Here is a 16,015-nt window from a genome sequence, read left to right as displayed (position 1 = left end):
GTTTTTGAAGACCCATGCTCTACCAGATTTACGAAACCCAGCGCTCCATCATGGAGCCGTTCTCTGACCTGGCCGAGGTTGCTGCCAAGCTGTTCAGCAACCCAGGACTGCCTCTGGGTCAGTTTCCCTTGGCGCAGCGCGTGTCGGCCGCCTACGACCTGATGCACCGACTGGGCAAAGACTACGAAAAGCCCGTGTTCGGCATTCACACGGTGGACGTGGAAGGCGTGGACGTCGCGATTCACGAGCGCATTGAAATGGACAAGCCATTCTGCGAACTGCGCCGGTTCAAGCGCTTTTCAGACGATTCGGCCACCCTGGACACACTCAAGACCCAGCCGGTCGTGCTGATCGTGGCACCGCTCTCAGGCCACTACGCCACCCTGCTGCGCGACACCGTGCGCACCATGCTCAAAGACCACAAGGTCTACATCACCGACTGGAAAAACGCCCGCTTGGTGCCGCTGTCAGAAGGTGAATTCCACCTTGATGACTACGTGAACTACGTGCAGGAATTTATTCGTTACCTGCAAAAGAAATACGGCAATTGCCACGTGATGAGCGTGTGCCAGCCAACCGTTCCGGTGCTGGCCGCTGTGTCGCTCATGGCCAGCCGTGGCGAAACCACGCCGCTGTCCATGACCATGATGGGTGGCCCCATTGACGCGCGCAAGTCGCCCACCGCCGTGAACGACTTGGCCGTGCAACGCAGCCACAGCTGGTTTGAAAACAACGTGATCTACCGCGTGCCAGAGAGCTTCCCAGGCGCCGGCCGCCGCGTGTACCCTGGTTTCCTGCAGCACACCGGGTTCATCGCCATGAACCCGAACCGCCATGCCGACAGCCATTACGATTACTTCAAGAACCTGATCAAAGGTGACGACTCCAGCACCGAGAGCCACCGCAAGTTTTACGATGAGTACAACGCCGTGCTCGACATGGACGCCGACTACTACCTGGAAACCATCGACACGGTGTTCCAGGACTTCAAACTGGTCAACGGCACCTGGGATGTGAAAAACCCCAAAGGCAAGGCCGAGCGCGTGAAGCCGCAAGACATCACCCAGACCGGCCTGCTGACCATCGAAGGTGAGCTGGACGATATTTCGGGCTCGGGGCAAACCGCTGCGGCGCACGACCTGTGCACCGGCATCGCGCCCAAGCAAAAAATGCACTACGAAGCCGCAGGCGCTGGTCATTACGGCATCTTCAGCGGCCGCCGCTGGCGCGACATGGTGTACCCGCTGGTGAAGGCGTTCATCATTGCCCACCAGCCCGGCTCGGCGCCAGCCCCCAAAGGCATTGCCAAGCCAAAAGCCAAGGCACCTGCTGCCGTGGCACCGGTGAAAGCAGCACCCGCCAAGGCCAAGCCAGCACAGCCAGCGGCTGCGAAAGCCGCTGTCGCACCCAAGCCGGCTGCCAAGGCACCTTCCGCAAAAGCGGTGAAAACCACCGTGGTAGCCACCAAGCCCGTGGCCGTGGCCAAACAAGCCACCCAACCCGCCGCGAAACCGGTGAGCAAGGCCGTGGCCAAAACAGCGGCCAAAGCCGTGGTCAAGCCGTCGGTGGCGCCAGCGGTGGTGGCTGTGGCCAAGCCTGCAACCCCCACCCCTGCGGTGGTCAACGCCGCAGCCCCTGCGACCGTCGCCGTGGCGGCCAAGGCGGTTGCACCCGCTGCGCCCGCCGTGGTGGTCAGCAAGCCCGACCAGGCTCCCAGCGCCTGATTCACGCGGGCCGCCGGGGAGTCGCCCACCCACGGGTATATTCCCCGGCATGAACGACCTCGCACGGCGCATCGACGCCGCTTTGCCGCAAACGCAGTGCACACGGTGCGGCTACCCCGACTGCGCCAGCTATGCCCAGGCCATTGCCAGCGCAGAGGCTGGCATCAACCAGTGCCCACCGGGCGGCGCCGAAGGCATTGAGCGCCTCGCTGCAATCACCGGCCTGCCGATCATCCCTTTGAACACAGCCCACGGCATTGAAGGGCCACTCACCGTGGCCGTGATCGATGAGGACTGGTGCATTGGTTGCACGCTGTGCATCAAAGCCTGCCCCACCGACGCCATTGTGGGCAGCAACAAGCTGATGCACACGGTCATTGAGCCGTATTGCACCGGGTGCGAGTTGTGCTTGCCCGTGTGCCCGGTGGACTGTATTTCCCTGGAGGTGGTCAGCGGTGAGCGCACGGGCTGGCAAGCCTGGACCGACACGCAAGCCGACCTGGCTCGCGGCCGCTACCAGCAACACCAGCAGCGCACCGCCCGCGAAGCCGTTGAGCACGGTGAGCGGCTCGAAGCCAAGGCCGAAATGAAGCTGGCCGATCTGGCCGCCCACTCGCAACACACCGACCCGGCCACCCTGGACAAAAAAAGGTCGGTGATTGAAGCTGCGCTGGCCCGTGCACGCGCCAAGCGCGACGCTTCAACGGGTTAGGTGCAAAGGCCCCGTCAGGCCGCGGCGGCCAGCACCGACGACTTGTAGACACCACAACCCACGTAAAGGTCATCCACCTGGGTCACGTAAGACATTTTGGTCTGGATGCTCCCATTGACCGGGTTGACAATGTCGTACTCCACCCAGCCCGGGGCCACTTCTGCCTGGGTGACGATGGCCTGCAGCAGTGCCTCGCCGTCCACGCCGGCAATGTCCTGCACCCGGTTGCCCACCTTGTCGGGTTTGCCACCAAAGGCACGGTACACGCCGTTACGATCAAGCGCAAACACATACATGTCGCGGTCGTGAAACGCCTTACCGGGGTCGCTCAAGTCGCGCACAAACGCGTCGCGCGACGCGCGGCTGCGGTGCTCCAACGCCAGTTCAACCAATGCCATGGCCTCTTCCGCGGTGCCCTGCTGCAACATGAACGACGACACAGCGCGCGACAAATGGGCGGCTCGCTCCTCCAGCTGGTTGGACTGCTGCACCGCACGCTCCACCATCTGCGCATTGCGCTGCGTGATCTCGTCAAGCTGCCCCACCGCGGAAGATATCTCGATCAAACCGGTGCTTTGCTCGGCGCTGGCTGCTGAAATGAGCGACATATTGGCCGCCACACCACGCACGCCATTGACGATTTCGGTGATGTTGCCGCCCACGGCCCGAATTTGCCGAACACTGGTTTCCACCTGCGACGAAGACGCCTCGATGAGCTGGCGAATTTCTTTGGATGACGCTGCGGACCGCTGGGCCAGCGTGCGCACCTCGTTGGCCACCACGGCAAAGCCCCGGCCCTGTTCACCGGCACGCGCAGCCTCCACCGCGGCGTTGAGCGCGAGGATGTTGGTCTGAAAAGCCAGGCTGTCGATCACGCCGATGATTTCGTTCATCTGCTGGGCGCTCTTCTGAATCACTTCCACCGAGGTGACGGCACGCGCCATGGAAGCCGCACCCGACTCGGCCACATCGCGCACCTTGGACGCCTGGGCGTCTGAGTCGCTGGCGGTTTCGGCGTTCTGGTGCACTGTGCCCGAGAGCTCCTGCACGCTGGCGGCGGTTTGCTCCAGGTTGGCGGCCTGCTGCTCGGTGCGGTCGGCCAGGTCGCGGTTGCCCACGGCCAGGCTGCGGCCGGCGTGCGCCACCAACGCCGAGTTGCTGCGCACTTCGGCCACCATGCCGGAGAGGCTGCCGATCATGCGTTCCAGCAAGGTACCCAGCTCGGCCAGTTCGTCGCTGCCGCGCACACGCACATGCGCCCGCAAATTGCCCGCTGCGGTTTGGCCCATCACCTGAATCACGTTGCGGAAATCGCTGACGAAACTGAGATAGAAAGCCAGCATCAGATAAACCAGCAGAGCCATACCCAGCACCGTGGCACCCACCGCGACCTTGCGCAGAAACTGCAGGTGCTCAATGCGCTGGTTGAGCAGGCTGTCCAGACGCGACAAGACATCGGCCTGATAGCTGTTGACCAAACCAATCGCCTGTGTGCCGGCCGCGAAAAACGCATCTGCCTGCACAGCGCCCGGTGTGTCAAAGCTGCGACGCGCCAGCGACAAAAACGACGCCGTGCCAGCCAGAGCGGGTTCGCCTTTCAAGTCACCTTGTCCGTAGCGAGCCGCAAAGCCCATGGCAAACCGCAGGTCTTCGGTGTCGGCCTGGAGGTTATCGAATTGCAGGCGCAGGTTACCGACGGCATCGGCCTGCGGCTCAGGCAAGCCCAGCTGACCAGCGCCCATGCCCCGAATGCGTCCCAACGACTCACCCCAGCCAATCGTGTGAGCAACCACCATGTCCATCAGAAAGTAGGTGGCAGGCTCAGGATCAAACAACAGGTTGGAGCGCTCGCCCACGGTGTACACAAAGCGCCGCAGGTCGCCCACCAGCGCGGTATGCAGGGCAAACGACTCGGTTGCTGTGACTCTCTCAGTGGCCGCCAGGCCTTCCAGCCGTGTCTGCAAAGCGGTCCAGTCTTCGCCGAGTGAGAAGTCGGGGCGTTGCGCCAGCGCAGCCGCAGTGGCCGCTACCGCTTGGCCCAGCTCGGCACGGGCCTGAGCCAGCGGTGCGCGGGCAGACGCAACCCCCGAGAGCAACATATGGGTTTGGCCGCGGTGGGTTTGCACAATTTTGACCACCTGGGTCAACGCGCCAATGGCACGCGAGCCGTCGGTCTCGCTCTGCGTGAATCGAATGTCTGCGCCCAGTCGCTGCACCAACAACAGGGACGTGATGACCAGCGGAACCAACAGGACGGCTGCCAGCAAACCCAGCTTGGTCGGTAGTCGCAGGCGTCGCATCAGCCAGATGCCAGGGTAAAAGGCTTTGAAAAAAAACATGCGCACCCAGTTCCTGTTGATTGGCCAATAAGACGTGGTATCGGTACCAGAACGGCAAGCTTTAAGACCTTTGCCCCAGCCGGTAGAAATGGTTCCCTGAACGGCCTTGGAACCGCACGAGACCCAAGCTCGTTCAGTGCAAAAACGGAATACCCGACTGCCGGGCTTCGTAGCGCCTGAACAGCTGGACCGCCATCAGCCGCAGGGTGTCGTCGGCCAGGCTGTGTGCATGCACCAGCTGCTGTAGCGCATAGCGGCGGTCGCACATCATCAGCGCACGGCTCACACACATGCCATGGCTGGACATGCGCAGGGTGAACGTCTCCAGCAGATCCTGCGGCCATGGCATGGCCAGCTCGCGTTCGCGCCAGTTGGGCGAGCGCTGCGCCCAGCGCTCGTCACCCTGTGCCAAAAGCGCATGCGGGTCGGCTGACAACGGCGTGGCTGACGGTTGGGGTGAGGTATCCATGGTGCGCTCCTGTTGCGTTGAAACAGGTCTTCGAGTGCGGTGTGTGCGAAGACCCCTTGTGCCTCTAGCGTACGGACTGCCGCACCCAACGTTGCGTTGAACAAAGCCACTATTTCGGCCTTGTTGCCTTCTTCGGTCCACCGCCATGCTTGCTCCGCACAGGAGCCACGCCACCGATTTGCGACAATTCGGCCATGCACACCGCTTTGACACGCCTCATCAAACTGACTGCCGAGCCAGCCGGCCGCCCGGTAACAGACCACCCCAAACCCGAGCGACGGGTTCTGGGCAATCCGATGCGCGAAACATGGAACAGGGTGGACACCGCGCTGCCCGCCGGCCAGGTGTTTTGTGGGGTGTGGCGCTGTGAACCCGGGCGCTGGCGCATTGCCATGGGCGACACCGAGCGCGAGCTGTTCACCGTGCTGCAGGGGCGGTGCCGGGTGCACGACGCTCAAGGTGGCTTCGAGGAAGCTGGCCCGGGTGAAGGCATCTACCTACCGCCGGGCTTTACCGGCGAATTTGAGGTGTTGGAAATGCTCACCAAAACGTACATGATTTGTGAGTAGGTCGACCGTACCAGCCATGTAAAAAGCCCTGCGGCGTGAACGCCAGCAGGGCTTTTTTGAGGGTGACAGTCCGTCAGGTCGGCTGGGCCGCCAACTGAGCAAAGGCGCTCACCACCTCGGGCGGGGCCTGCACCAGTTCGATCAGCACGCCTTCGCCTGCAACCGGAAACTCTTCATTGGCCTTGGGGTGCAAAAACGTGATGTCAAAGCCCGCTGCGCCCTTGCGAATGCCGCCCGGGGCAAACCGCACGCCCTGCGCCGTGAGCCACTCAACGGCCACCGGCAGGTTGTCGATCCACAGGCCAATGTGGTTGAGTGGCGTGGTATGAACCGCGGGCTTTTTATCCGGGTCGATGGGCTGCATCAGATCAACCTCGACCTTGAACGGGCCGCTGCCGATGGCGCAGATATCCTCATCGACGTTCTCGCGCTCGCTCTGAAAGGTGCCGATTTTTTCCAGCCCCAGCATGTCCACCCACAGCGTTTGCAGGCGCAGTTTGTCGGGGCCACCGATGGCAATTTGTTGGATGCCCAGCACCTTGAACGGACGTGGTGTACCTTTCATTTTTCAAACTCCACGATCGGCTGATCGACCACCAGGCTTTCGCCCTTGGACGCCAGCACCTTGGACACGACGCCATCGGCGGCAGCGAACAACACGTTCTCCATCTTCATGGCTTCAATCACGGCCACGCGCTCGCCAGCCTGCACCTTTTGGCCCACCTGCACCGCCACATCGACCAGCAAGCCGGGCATGGGCGAGAGCACGTACTTGCTCATATCGGGCGCGGCCTTGAAGGGCATCAGCTTGTGCAGTTCGGCCATGCGGCGCGACACCACCACGGTCTCAATGCGCGTGCCGTTGTGCTGCACCACCAGGGCCAGCGGGTTGCGCAGCGTACCGCGCTCCACCTGCGCGGTGAACGGCTGGCCGTTGCACTCGCCGGTGATGCAAATGTCGTTCAGCCGCGAACCGCTGCTGATGGCAAAGCGCTTGCCCTCCACCGTCACCACCGCAGAACCCACCTGGCCCAGCACCTCGTCCACGTGCACGGCCGTGTAGCGGTTTTCACCGCTGGTGCCCATGGTGATCACACTGAAATCGTGACCGACCTTGACCCCATAACCTGGCAGCTGGCCGGTGAGGCCCGCTGCACGCTCGCGCGACTTGCGGCGCACGAAGGCAGCCAGCGCCACCAGAAAGTCGGCGTCGTCATGCGGCACATCTTCGGCCCGGAAGCCCTGGCTGTACTGCTCGGCAATAAAGCCCGTGTTGAAATCACCCGACACAAATTTGGGGTGGGCCAGCAGCGCGGCCTGGAACGGGATGTTGCTGCTGATGCCCCGAATGACGAAGCCGTTGAGCGCTTCGCGCATCTTGGCAATCGCCTCGTTTCGGTCTTTGCCGTGCACGATCAGCTTGGCGATCATCGAGTCGTAAAACATCGGAATCTCACCGCCATCGACCACGCCGGTGTCCACGCGCACGCCGTAAAGCGCATCGGTGTTGGACTGGAACATGGTCTGCGCAGGCGGCGCAAAACGCACCAGGCGCCCGGTGCTGGGCAGGAAGTTGCGAAACGGATCTTCCGCGTTGATGCGGCATTCGATTGCCCAGCCGTTGCGCTGCACCTGGTCTTGCGTGAGCGGCAGCTTTTCACCGGCGGCCACGCGAATCATCAGCTCCACCAGGTCCAGCCCGGTGATGCACTCGGTCACCGGGTGCTCCACCTGCAGGCGGGTGTTCATTTCCAGGAAATAGAAGTCCTGGTCTTTGCCCACCACAAATTCCACTGTGCCCGCGCTCTGGTATTTCACGGCCTTGGCCAGGGCCACGGCCTGCTCGCCCATCGCCTTGCGCGTGGCGTCGGAGATGAACGGTGACGGCGCCTCTTCAATCACCTTCTGGTGGCGGCGCTGAATGGAGCACTCGCGCTCGTTCAGGTAGATCACGTTGCCGTGCGAATCGCCCAGCACCTGGATCTCGATGTGGCGCGGCTCCAGCACGTATTTTTCGATGAACACGCGGTCGTCGCCAAAGCTGTTGCGCGCTTCATTGCGGCAGCTGGTGAAGCCCTCGAATGCTTCCTTGTCGTTGAAGGCCACACGCAGGCCCTTGCCACCGCCGCCGGCCGAGGCCTTGATCATCACGGGGTAGCCGATGTCTTTGGCAATCTCGACTGCGCGCTCTGCCGTTTCAATGGCGTCGTTCCAGCCAGGGATGGTGTTCACCTTGGCTTCCAGCGCCAGCTTCTTGGACGCGATCTTGTCGCCCATGGCTGCGATGGAGAAATGGCGCGGACCGATGAAGGCAATGCCCTCGTCTTCACAGCGCTTGGCAAAGGCTTCGTTTTCGCTCAGAAAACCGTAGCCCGGGTGGATGGCTTGCGCGCCCGTGGCCTTGGCCGCGGCAATGATCTTGTCGGCCACAAGGTAGGACTCGCGCGACGCAGCGGGGCCAATCAGCACAGCTTCGTCGGCCAGTGCCACATGGCGGGCTTCCTTGTCGGCCTCGGAATACACCGCCACGGTGGCAATGCCCATCTTCTTGGCGGTGGCGATAACGCGGCAGGCGATTTCGCCACGGTTGGCGATCAGAATTTTGGTAAACATGTTCTGCTTCTCTTTCGTGATCAGAGTGGAATGTTCCCGTGCTTGCGCCACGGGTTCTCAATCTTCTTGTCCTTCAACATCACCAGGCTGCGGCAAATGCGCTTGCGGGTGTTGTGCGGCATGATCACGTCGTCGATATAGCCCCGGTTCGCGGCCACAAAGGGGTTGGCGAAACGCGCCTTGTATTCGGCTTCCTTGGCGGCCAGCTTTTCGGGGTCGCCCTTGTCTTCGCGGAAGATGATTTCCACCGCGCCTTTGGCGCCCATGACCGCAATCTCGGCGTTGGGCCAGGCCAAGTTCACGTCGCCGCGCAGGTGCTTGGAGGCCATCACGTCGTACGCGCCGCCGTAGGCTTTGCGGGTGATCACGGTGATTTTCGGCACGGTGCATTCAGCATACGCGTAGAGCAACTTGGCGCCGTGTTTGATGATGCCGCCAAACTCTTGCGAGGTACCGGGCATGAAGCCGGGCACGTCCACAAAGGTGATCACCGGGATGTTGAAGGCATCGCAGAAACGCACGAAGCGCGCCGCCTTGATGCTCGACTTGATGTCCAGGCAACCGGCCAGCACCAGGGGCTGGTTGGCCACGATGCCCACCGTCTGGCCGTCCATGCGGGCAAAGCCAATCAGGATGTTCTTGGCGTACTCGGGCTGCAGCTCGAAAAAGTCGCCGTCGTCCACCGTCTTGACGATCAGCTCCTTCATGTCGTAGGGCTTGTTCGGGTTTTCGGGCACCAGGGTGTCCAGGCTCATCTCGGCGCGGTCAATCGGATCGCCACTGGGGCGCACCGGGGCTTTTTCGCGGTTGGACAGCGGCAGGTAGTTGTAGAGGCGGCGCAACATCAGCAGCGCTTCCACATCGTTCTCAAACGCCAGATCGGCGACGCCGCTCTTGGTGGTGTGCGTCACGGCCCCACCCAGCTCTTCGGCGGTCACTTCCTCGTGCGTCACGGTCTTCACCACCTCGGGGCCGGTGACGAACATGTAGCTCGAATCCTTCACCATGAAGATGAAGTCGGTCATGGCGGGCGAGTACACCGCACCACCGGCGGACGGACCCATGATCATGCTGATCTGCGGCACCACGCCGCTGGCCATCACGTTGCGCTGGAACACCTCGGCGTAACCGCCCAGCGATGCAACGCCTTCCTGGATGCGGGCGCCGCCCGAATCGTTCAGGCCAATCACCGGTGCGCCGACCTTCATAGCCTGGTCCATGATCTTGCAAATCTTTTCGGCATGCGCTTCGGACAACGCACCGCCAAACACCGTGAAGTCCTGGCTGAACACGAACACCAGGCGGCCATTGATCATGCCGTAGCCGGTCACCACGCCATCGCTCGGAATCTTGTTGTCCTGCATGCCGAAGTCGGTGCAGCGGTGCTCAACAAACATGTCCCACTCTTCAAAGCTGCCTTCGTCCAACAGCACTTCCAGTCGCTCACGCGCCGTGAGTTTGCCTTTGGCGTGCTGCGCGTCGATGCGCTTTTGCCCGCCACCCAGGCGGGCGGCTGCGCGCTTTTTCTCAAGTTGTTCAAGGATTTCTTGCATGGGGGTTCTCCAGAAAAATCGGTTCGGATTCAGTCAAACAATTCAAGCAGCTGGCGCGCTGCGGTGGAGGCTGGTAATTGGCCTGCCAACACGCGCCGGGTGGTTTCCTCCAGCCGTGCGCGGATCTGCGGGTGCTCGCGAAAGCGTTGTTTCAGACCCGCGTCAATGCGCTCCCACATCCAGGCGCCGGCCTGGCTCTGGCGGCGCGCAGTGAGCCGGCCATTGGCCGTTTGAAGGGTCTGAAAGCGGCTCACCTCGCGCCAAAAACCATCCACGCCTCGGTTGTGCAGGGCGCTGATTTCAATCACCTGTGGGTGCCAGATGGTGTCGTCGTGATGTGCATGTTCTGAGCGGCCATGCAACCCGAGCAGACGCAGCGACGACGTGATCTGCGCGCGGGCGCGCGTGGCAGCGTCGGGGTCGATATCGGCCTTGTTGATCACCACCAGGTCGGCCAACTCCATCACGCCTTTTTTGATCGCCTGCAGGTCGTCACCGGCGTTGGGCAACTGCAACAGCACAAACATGTCGGTCATGTTCGACACCGCCGTCTCACTCTGGCCCACGCCCACGGTTTCCACCATCACGATGTCGTAGCCAGCGGCTTCGCAGACCAGCATGGCCTCGCGTGTTTTCTCGGCCACGCCACCCAGCGTGCCGCTGCTCGGGCTGGGGCGGATGTAGGCGTGCTCATGCACGCTCAGGTGTTCCATGCGGGTCTTGTCGCCCAGGATAGAGCCGCCCGACACGGTGGAAGAAGGGTCGATGGTCAGCACCGCCACGCGGTGGCCGAGGCCAATGAGGTACAGCCCCAGCGCCTCGATGAAGGTGCTTTTACCGACCCCAGGCACACCGCTGATGCCGAGCCGAAAAGACTTTCCGGTGTGCGGTAGCAACGCGGTCAACAGCTCATCACCCTGCGCACGGTGGTCGGTGCGGGTCGATTCAAGCAGCGTGATGGCCTTGGCCATGGCGCGGCGCTGGACCATGGGCTGACCCGCGAGGATGTTTTGCGTGAGCCCTTCGACAAGCTCAGGGCGAACGGTGTTTTTTTCGGTCACGCCCCCCGACCGTTCGGGCTGAGCCTGTCGAAGCCCTGGCACTTGGGTGGTCCCTTCGACAAACTCGGGGCGAACGGTATTTTTTTCGCGCTCAACGCCCACCCGTTCGGGCTGAGCTTGTCGAAGCCCTTTTGCGGTCTGGCCATTTGAATGAGCCAGTTCCTTGATACGCTCCCAGCCCCCCCCGATCAGTGCCTCTTTCTTGGCACGCGACCAGCCCTTGATCTGCAACTCAAACGCCAGCGCCCCCTCACGCGTTTCAAACTCGCCGTGCCAGACCATCTGCAACGGATGGCGCGTGGCGGTGTAACCGGTGTCTGCGGATTCGTGTTGGTGCAACCGTGCTTCGAGCGAGTCGGTGTGCCCCGCGTAAAGCGAGCCATCACCGCAACGCAGCAGGTAGACGAAAAAAGGTTTCACGAGGTGGAGTGTGTGAAGGCTTCGACAGGCTCAGCCCGAACGGAATGGTGGGACTCGCCTAAAAAATTCAAGCCTGCCCCAGAGCCTTCTTGATCTGCTCCAGCACATCTTTGGCACTGGCCGGAATGGGGGTACCCGGGCCGTAGATGCCCTTGACACCCGCTTCGTACAGCATCTCGTAGTCTTGGCGCGGAATGACGCCGCCCACGAACACGATGATGTCGTCGGCGCCCTGCTTCTTCAGCTCGGCAATGATGGCCGGCACCAAGGTTTTGTGGCCGGCGGCCAAGGTGGAAACACCCACAGCGTGCACGTCGTTCTCAATCGCCTGGCGGGCGCACTCTTCGGGTGTTTGAAACAGCGGGCCCATGTCGACGTCGAAACCCAGGTCGGCAAAGGCCGTGGCCACCACCTTGGCCCCGCGGTCGTGACCATCTTGGCCGAGCTTGCTGATCATCACGCGCGGGCGGCGGCCTTGTGCGGTGGCGAAATCGTTGATCTCGCCCTTCAGGGCGTCCCAGCCTTCGGCAGAGTCGTAAGCGGCAGCGTACACACCGGTCACCTTTTGCGTGTCGGCGCGGTGGCGCCCAAAAACTTTTTCCAGCGCATCGCTCACCTCGCCCACCGTGGCGCGCAGGCGCATGGCCTGGATGGTGAGATCCAGCAAATTGCCCTGGCCGGATTCGGCTGCTGTGGTCAGCGCATTGAGCGCCGCTTCGACCTGGGCGGTATCGCGGCTGGCCTTGATGGCCTGCAAGCGGGCGATCTGGCCGTCGCGCACCGCCACGTTGTCGATGTCGCGCGCCTCAATCGCGTCTTCGGTCTTGAGCTTGTATTTGTTGACGCCGACGATCACGTCCTTGCCGCTGTCGATGCGGGCCTGCTTCTCGGCCGCAGCGGCTTCGATCTTGAGCTTGGCCCAGCCGCTGTCCACGGCTTTGGTCATGCCGCCCATGGCTTCCACTTCTTCGATGATGGCCCAGGCTTTGTCGGCCATTTCTTGCGTCAGGCTCTCCATCATGTAGCTGCCGGCCCAGGGGTCGACCACGCTGGTGATGTGGGTCTCTTCCTGGATCACCAGCTGCGTGTTACGGGCGATGCGCGAACTGGTGTCGGTGGGCAGCGCAATGGCTTCGTCGAAGGCGTTGGTGTGCAGGCTTTGCGTGCCGCCGAACACGGCCGCCATGGCTTCGATGGTGGTGCGCACCACGTTGTTGTACGGGTCTTGCTCGGTGAGCGACCAGCCCGAGGTCTGGCAGTGCGTGCGCAGCATCAGGCTCTTCGGGTTCTTGGCGTCGAAGCCTTTCATGATGCGGCACCACAGCAGCCGGGCCGCGCGCATCTTGGCGATCTCCAGGTAGAAGTTCATGCCGATCGCCCAGAAGAACGAGAGGCGCCCGGCAAAGCCGTCCACGTCCATGCCCTTGGCCATCGCCGTCTTCACATATTCCTTGCCATCGGCCAGGGTGAAGGCCAGTTCCAGCGCCTGGTTGGCGCCGGCTTCCTGCATGTGGTAACCGCTGATGCTGATCGAGTTGAACTTGGGCATGTGCTGCGCCGTGTACTCGATGATGTCGCCGATGATCTTCATGCTCGGCTCGGGCGGGTAGATGTAGGTGTTGCGCACCATGAACTCTTTCAGAATGTCGTTCTGAATCGTTCCGCTCAATTTGTCTTGAGAAACGCCCTGCTCTTCGGCCGCCACCACGTAGCCGGCCAGCACCGGCAGCACGGCGCCGTTCATGGTCATCGAGACAGACACCTTGTCGAGCGGAATCTGGTCAAACAAGACCTTCATGTCTTCTACAGAGTCGATGGCCACGCCCGCCTTGCCCACATCACCCGTCACCCGCGGGTGGTCGCTGTCGTAACCCCGGTGCGTGGCCAGGTCGAAAGCCACCGACACGCCTTGCCCGCCCGCGGCCAGCGCCTTGCGGTAGAACGCGTTGGATTCTTCGGCGGTGGAGAAACCGGCGTATTGCCGAATCGTCCAAGGGCGCACCGCGTACATGGTGGCCTGCGGGCCACGAATGAAAGGCTCAAAACCGGGCAGAGTGTTGGTGTACGGCAGGTTGGCCGTGTCTTCGGCCGTGTACAGCGGCTTCACGCTGATGCCATCGGGCGTCAACCAATTCAGGGCGTTCACGTCACCGCCGGGAGCGGATTTCTGGGCCGCCTTCGTCCAGGCTTCCAGGTTGGCGGGGTTGAATTCGGGCGTGTTCTGGCTCATGGCGGGCGGTGGGTTGTTCGGTACAGAAATGACAGCGGCTGCGACCGCGGCAGGCAACATTTTATATCATTCATAATTATTGATGCAAAATATTCCTGCTGACTTACAATCAGCCACTTATACAAAGCCCTGTCACACCACCCATGTCTGCCCTGTCACTGGCGCCGCGCGCCCTGTACGAAGAAGTCGCCGAGCTGCTGCGCCAACGCATCTTCAGCCGCGAGCTGGAGCCTGGCAGCTGGATCGACGAACTGAAGATTGCCGAGGAATACGGCATCAGCCGCACACCGCTGCGCGAAGCCCTCAAGGTGCTGGCCGCTGAAGGTCTGGTGACCATGAAAGTGCGGCGCGGAGCTTACGTGACGGAAGTGTCCGACAAAGACTTGGCCGATGTGTACCACCTGCTGGCGCTGCTGGAGTCCGACGCCGCTGCCGTCGTGGCCCAGCGCGGCACCGACGCGGAGCACGCCGAGTTGCAAAACTTGCACACCGAACTGGAAGCGACCACCGCCGACCGCGATCGCTTCTTTGCCATCAACGAGCGCTTTCACATGCGGTTGCTGGAAATCGCCAACAACCGCTGGCGCGAGCAGATGGTGGCCGACCTGCGCAAAGTGATGAAGCTTAACCGGCACAACTCGTTGCTCAAGAGCGGTCGTATAGACGATTCACTGGCCGAACACCGCGCCGTGATGGCCGCGTTGCTGGCGCGAGACGCAGCGCTCACGCAGCAGCGCATGCACGCGCATTTTCGCAACGGGCTGGAAGCCGCAACCTAAGCGGCCACGACGCAGCGCCAGACCTTGTGGCGGCCCAGGCGCTACGCCGCAGAAGCCTCACTTGCCGTTGATACCCAACAGTTCAACCTCAAACACCAAGGTGGCATTGGGCGGAATCACACCGCCGGCACCGCGCTCACCGTAAGCGATCTGGCTGGGGCAGGTGAGCTTGGCTTTGCCGCCAAGCTTCATGCGCTGCACGCCCTCGGTCCAACAGGGAATCACGCGGCTCAAGGGAAATTCAATCGGCGTGCCGCGCGAATAGGAGCTGTCAAACTCTTTGCCGTCCGGGAACGTGCCTTTGTAGTGCACCTTGACCGTGTCGGTCGACCCGGGGCTGGCGCCGCCGCCTTCTTTGAGCACACGGTAGACCAGACCAGACTTCGTGACCAGCGCGCCGGCCTCTTTGGCGGCCGCGTCCAGCACGGCATTTTGGGCCACTGCAGTCACTGCGCTGAGGCTGACCGCCAGGGCGGCGCAGCTGAGTAGAAAACGGTTCATGGTGGGTTCTTTCAAAGGGTTAAAACCAGGGGTTCGGGTTGAAGTTCTTCGCCTGCGGTCCTGACGTGTGCCTGGGCCATGGCCCAGACCTCGCGCGCTGGCAACGGTTTGAGGTGGTGATCGCTCCACACCTGACGCCACTTGCGCGCACCGTGCAAGCCGTGGCGCAGGCCCAGCATGTGGCTGGCAATGGAATACCAGGGCGCGCCGTCTTCCTGCGCAGCCCGTTCCATGTAGTCCACCATCGCCATTTCCACCGCTTCGCGGGTCGGCGTGGTGCGCGTGTCGTCTCCGTAAAAACGATCGTCCCAATCCACCATCAACCAAGGGTTGTGATACGCCTCGCGCCCGATCATCACGCCGTCCACGTGAGCCAGCTGCTCGGTGATTTGTTCGTTGGTGGTGATGCCGCCGTTCACCGCAATGGTCAGGTGCGGAAAGTCCAGCTTGAGGCGGTGGGCGAGCTCGTAGCGCAGCGGTGGAATCTCGCGGTTCTCTTTGGGAGACAGCCCTTGCAGCCAGGCGTTGCGGGCGTGCACCAGAAACACCTGGCAGCCGCCTTCGGCCACGGTGCCCACAAAGTCGCGCACAAAATCGTAGCTTTCCACCCTGTCAATGCCGATGCGGTGTTTGACCGTGACCGGAATGTCCACCATATCCACCATGGCCTTGACGCAGTCGCGCACCAGCGCGGCTTCGCCCATGAGGCAGGCCCCAAAGGCACCCCGCAAAACGCGCTCACTCGGGCAGCCGCAGTTCAAATTGATCTCGTCATAGCCTCGGTCCTGACCCAGCTTGGCGCAGATGGCCAGATCGGCCGGATCGCTGCCACCGAGCTGCAGCGCCACCGGGTGCTCTTCGGTGTTGAAGTTCAGATGCTGCGCCGCATTGCCATGAATCAGCGCACCCGTGGTCACCATCTCGGTGTAGAGCAGCGTGTGGCGCGTGAGCAGACGGTGAAAGTAGCGGCAATGTCGATCGGTCCACCCCATCATGGGGGCAACCGAAATTCTCCACTTGCTAAGTTGTTGATTTAATTCAATAT

13 protein-coding genes and 1 pseudogene are annotated in these 16,015 nt (G+C 62.2%); 4 read left to right on the top strand and 10 right to left on the bottom strand.

Features of this window, described 5'->3' with window-relative positions; translation table 11 throughout:
• The first annotated feature begins 14 nt into the window (after window positions 1-14).
• Both AC0GNR_RS00455 and rsxB read left to right on the top strand, forming a co-directional pair.
• Window positions 15-1,724, top strand: coding sequence for a polyhydroxyalkanoate depolymerase (locus AC0GNR_RS00455; protein ID WP_472899051.1), 1,710 nt, complete (start codon window positions 15-17; stop codon window positions 1,722-1,724).
• A 49-nt stretch (window positions 1,725-1,773) separates the two neighbouring features.
• The gene (rsxB, locus tag AC0GNR_RS00450) at window positions 1,774-2,436 is read left to right on the top strand and encodes an electron transport complex subunit RsxB (RefSeq protein ID WP_472899050.1); all 663 of its coding nucleotides are present in this window, start codon (window positions 1,774-1,776) and stop codon (window positions 2,434-2,436) included.
• 14 nt (window positions 2,437-2,450) lie between these two features.
• On the opposite strand, the gene AC0GNR_RS00445 is transcribed toward rsxB, so the two are convergent.
• Window positions 2,451-4,775 (bottom strand): methyl-accepting chemotaxis protein, encoded by a 2,325-nt coding sequence (locus AC0GNR_RS00445; protein WP_472899049.1) that lies wholly within the window; start codon window positions 4,773-4,775, stop codon window positions 2,451-2,453.
• A 133-nt stretch (window positions 4,776-4,908) separates the two neighbouring features.
• Entirely contained in the window at window positions 4,909-5,244 is a 336-nt protein-coding gene (locus AC0GNR_RS00440) for a hypothetical protein (RefSeq protein ID WP_472899048.1), read from the bottom strand.
• A 194-nt stretch (window positions 5,245-5,438) separates the two neighbouring features.
• On the opposite strand from AC0GNR_RS00440, the gene AC0GNR_RS00435 reads away from it, so the two are divergent.
• Window positions 5,439-5,813, top strand: a complete 375-nt coding sequence (locus AC0GNR_RS00435) for a cupin domain-containing protein (protein WP_472899047.1) — start codon at window positions 5,439-5,441, stop codon at window positions 5,811-5,813.
• Window positions 5,814-5,886: 73 nt separating this feature from the next.
• On the opposite strand, the gene AC0GNR_RS00430 is transcribed toward AC0GNR_RS00435, so the two are convergent.
• From AC0GNR_RS00430 to scpA, 6 genes and pseudogenes are all read right to left on the bottom strand, one after another.
• Window positions 5,887-6,378: a VOC family protein gene (locus tag AC0GNR_RS00430; protein WP_472899046.1), complete on the bottom strand. Its 492-nt coding sequence runs from the start codon at window positions 6,376-6,378 to the stop codon at window positions 5,887-5,889.
• The gene (locus AC0GNR_RS00425; RefSeq protein WP_472899045.1) at window positions 6,375-8,426 is read right to left on the bottom strand and encodes an acetyl-CoA carboxylase biotin carboxylase subunit; all 2,052 of its coding nucleotides are present in this window, start codon (window positions 8,424-8,426) and stop codon (window positions 6,375-6,377) included. The genes AC0GNR_RS00430 and AC0GNR_RS00425 overlap by 4 nt, the downstream gene beginning before the upstream one ends.
• Before the next feature lie 20 nt (window positions 8,427-8,446).
• Window positions 8,447-9,979 (bottom strand): acyl-CoA carboxylase subunit beta, encoded by a 1,533-nt coding sequence (locus AC0GNR_RS00420; RefSeq protein ID WP_472899044.1) that lies wholly within the window; start codon window positions 9,977-9,979, stop codon window positions 8,447-8,449.
• 29 nt (window positions 9,980-10,008) lie between these two features.
• Entirely contained in the window at window positions 10,009-10,986 is a 978-nt protein-coding gene (gene meaB, locus AC0GNR_RS00415; RefSeq protein ID WP_472899295.1) for a methylmalonyl Co-A mutase-associated GTPase MeaB, read from the bottom strand.
• A 264-nt stretch (window positions 10,987-11,250) separates the two neighbouring features.
• Window positions 11,251-11,460: pseudogene (locus AC0GNR_RS00410) on the bottom strand (GIY-YIG nuclease family protein); the annotation flags it as partial.
• A 67-nt stretch (window positions 11,461-11,527) separates the two neighbouring features.
• Window positions 11,528-13,690 carry a methylmalonyl-CoA mutase gene (scpA, locus tag AC0GNR_RS00405; protein WP_472899043.1) on the bottom strand — a complete coding sequence of 721 codons (2,163 nt, stop codon included), beginning with the start codon at window positions 13,688-13,690 and terminating at the stop codon, window positions 11,528-11,530.
• 143 nt (window positions 13,691-13,833) lie between these two features.
• Here scpA and AC0GNR_RS00400 point away from each other — a divergent pair, with 143 nt between their 5' ends.
• Window positions 13,834-14,469 (top strand): GntR family transcriptional regulator, encoded by a 636-nt coding sequence (locus tag AC0GNR_RS00400; RefSeq protein ID WP_472899042.1) that lies wholly within the window; start codon window positions 13,834-13,836, stop codon window positions 14,467-14,469.
• 57 nt (window positions 14,470-14,526) lie between these two features.
• Here the strand turns inward: AC0GNR_RS00400 and AC0GNR_RS00395 are convergent, their stop codons facing one another.
• On the bottom strand, window positions 14,527-14,970 hold the full coding sequence (locus tag AC0GNR_RS00395) for an FKBP-type peptidyl-prolyl cis-trans isomerase (RefSeq protein ID WP_472899041.1): 444 nt from the start codon (window positions 14,968-14,970) through the stop codon (window positions 14,527-14,529).
• Window positions 14,971-14,981: 11 nt separating this feature from the next.
• Window positions 14,982-16,013 carry a tRNA dihydrouridine(20/20a) synthase DusA gene (gene dusA, locus AC0GNR_RS00390; protein ID WP_472899294.1) on the bottom strand — a complete coding sequence of 344 codons (1,032 nt, stop codon included), beginning with the start codon at window positions 16,011-16,013 and terminating at the stop codon, window positions 14,982-14,984.
• Window positions 16,014-16,015 lie beyond the last annotated feature (2 nt).

The sequence above is a fragment of the Hydrogenophaga sp. LT287 genome (assembly GCF_055702805.1).
The sequence above is the reverse complement of the archived record's forward strand: the minus strand, read 5'-3'. Positions and strand labels throughout refer to the sequence as shown.

What these genes read in the sequence shown, in the direction of transcription:
- AC0GNR_RS00455 (WP_472899051.1), top strand. Translation starts at nt 15, where the DNA reads ATGCTCTACCAGATTTACGAAACCCAGCGCTCCATCATGGAGCCGTTC.
- rsxB (WP_472899050.1), top strand. Translation starts at nt 1,774, where the DNA reads ATGAACGACCTCGCACGGCGCATCGACGCCGCTTTGCCGCAAACGCAG.
- AC0GNR_RS00445 (WP_472899049.1), bottom strand. Translation starts at nt 4,775, where the DNA reads ATGTTTTTTTTCAAAGCCTTTTACCCTGGCATCTGGCTGATGCGACGC.
- AC0GNR_RS00440 (WP_472899048.1), bottom strand. Translation starts at nt 5,244, where the DNA reads ATGGATACCTCACCCCAACCGTCAGCCACGCCGTTGTCAGCCGACCCG.
- AC0GNR_RS00435 (WP_472899047.1), top strand. Translation starts at nt 5,439, where the DNA reads ATGCACACCGCTTTGACACGCCTCATCAAACTGACTGCCGAGCCAGCC.
- AC0GNR_RS00430 (WP_472899046.1), bottom strand. Translation starts at nt 6,378, where the DNA reads ATGAAAGGTACACCACGTCCGTTCAAGGTGCTGGGCATCCAACAAATT.
- AC0GNR_RS00425 (WP_472899045.1), bottom strand. Translation starts at nt 8,426, where the DNA reads ATGTTTACCAAAATTCTGATCGCCAACCGTGGCGAAATCGCCTGCCGC.
- AC0GNR_RS00420 (WP_472899044.1), bottom strand. Translation starts at nt 9,979, where the DNA reads ATGCAAGAAATCCTTGAACAACTTGAGAAAAAGCGCGCAGCCGCCCGC.
- scpA (WP_472899043.1), bottom strand. Translation starts at nt 13,690, where the DNA reads ATGAGCCAGAACACGCCCGAATTCAACCCCGCCAACCTGGAAGCCTGG.
- AC0GNR_RS00400 (WP_472899042.1), top strand. Translation starts at nt 13,834, where the DNA reads ATGTCTGCCCTGTCACTGGCGCCGCGCGCCCTGTACGAAGAAGTCGCC.
- AC0GNR_RS00395 (WP_472899041.1), bottom strand. Translation starts at nt 14,970, where the DNA reads ATGAACCGTTTTCTACTCAGCTGCGCCGCCCTGGCGGTCAGCCTCAGC.